Here is a 1,113-nt window from a genome sequence, read left to right on the forward strand (position 1 = left end):
CCTCTACGGCATGCTGATCATGGCGATCATCGCGGTGTTCATCGCCGGGCTGATGGTCGGCCGTACGCCCGAGTATCTGGGCAAGAAGATCGGCAGCCGCCAGATCAAGTTCGCCGCCTGCTACATCCTGATCACCCCGGCTCTGGTGCTCTGCTTCACGGCCGTGGCCATGGCGCTCCCCACTCCGGGCCACTCCATGACGAACTCGGGGCCGCACGGCTTCTCCGAGATCCTGTACGCGTACACCTCGGGCGCCAACAACAACGGTTCGGCCTTCGCCGGGCTCAACGCGGACACCCAGTGGTTCAACACCACGATCGGGCTGGCGATGCTGCTCGGCCGCTTCGTGCCCATGGTGTTCGTCCTCGCGCTGGCCGGCTCACTCGCCGAGCAGAGCCCCGTACCCCAGACCGCGGGCACGCTCCGAACGGAGAAACCGCTGTTCAGCGGGGTGCTCGTGGGCACGATCCTGATCGTCGCCGGTCTGACCTACTTCCCGGCGCTGGCGCTGGGGCCGCTGGCCGAGGGGCTGGCGTCATGAACATTCGTGCGAAGCATGAGGACGCGATGTCCAGTACCACTCCGGCCCGCGCGCCGCACAGCGACGTCCCCACCGGGCACAAACCCGATGACGGACGCGTCGGCGGGGGCCTGTTCGACCCCAAGCAACTGCTGCTCTCCCTCCCGGACGCGGTGAGGAAGCTCGACCCGCGGGTGATGGCCAGGTCGCCCGTGATGTTCGTGGTCCTCATCGGGTCCGTCATGAGCACGGTCTTCGCGGCGCTGAGCCCCGGCGACTGGTTCGGCTGGGCCGTGGCCGCCTGGCTCTGGCTGACGACGATCTTCGCGAACCTCGCGGAGGCGGTCGCCGAGGGGCGTGGCAAGGCGCAGGCCGACACCCTGCGCAGGGCCAAGACCGACACCATCGCCCGCCGGGTCGTCGGCGTGAACGAGGAGCGCGTACCCGGTACGGAGCTGCACATCGGTGATCTGGTCGTCTGCGAGGCCGGCGACATCATCCCCGGCGACGGTGATGTGGTCGAAGGCGTCGCTTCCGTCGACGAGTCGGCCATCACCGGTGAATCGGCGCCCGTCATCAGGGAGTCGGGCGGC

1 protein-coding gene and 1 pseudogene are annotated in these 1,113 nt (G+C 68.5%); both read left to right on the plus strand.

What is annotated here, in order from left to right:
* Window positions 1–541 (plus strand): potassium-transporting ATPase subunit KdpA (locus ACIRQP_RS42520; RefSeq protein ID WP_403900861.1); only part of this gene is annotated, 541 nt, incomplete at its 5' end.
* Window positions 538–1,113, plus strand: a pseudogene (locus ACIRQP_RS42525) (potassium-transporting ATPase subunit B); the annotation flags it as partial. The gene ACIRQP_RS42520 and the pseudogene ACIRQP_RS42525, both read left to right, overlap by 4 nt.

The organism is Streptomyces sp. NPDC102274, from assembly GCF_044766385.1.
Lineage (GTDB): Bacteria > Actinomycetota > Actinomycetes > Streptomycetales > Streptomycetaceae > Streptomyces.